1 protein-coding gene is annotated in these 272 nt (G+C 44.9%); it reads right to left on the reverse strand.

Going from position 1 to position 272, the window contains the following annotated elements; translation table 11 throughout:
• The coding region (locus AAEY68_RS21100) for a flagellin N-terminal helical domain-containing protein (protein WP_502935718.1) at positions 1-272 on the reverse strand (272 nt) is incomplete at both ends.

The following is a 272-nucleotide window of genomic DNA, read 5'->3' on the forward strand; positions in this document are numbered from 1 at the left end:
ATACAGAACCAGCCCCACTAACACCATATGCACCAAGCGCATCAGCAGACACATCACGCAAACTTACGTTGATTGTTTCGTTAGCGTTTGAACCCACTTGGAATTGTTTAGTACCGAACGAACCATCTAGTAAGCTTGTACCACCAAATTTAGTCGTTTCAGCGATACGAGTAAGCTCTTGCTGTAATGCGCCCACTTCTTTTTGTAGTGCGGCAAGAGCGTTTGCATCGTTTGAACCATTAGCTGATTGCAAAGATAGGTCACGCATACGT

Origin of the sequence: Pseudoalteromonas sp. RB2-MNA-CIBAN-0110, assembly GCF_040309305.1 — a bacterium.
GTDB classification, from domain to species: Bacteria; Pseudomonadota; Gammaproteobacteria; order Enterobacterales; family Alteromonadaceae; genus Pseudoalteromonas; species Pseudoalteromonas arctica.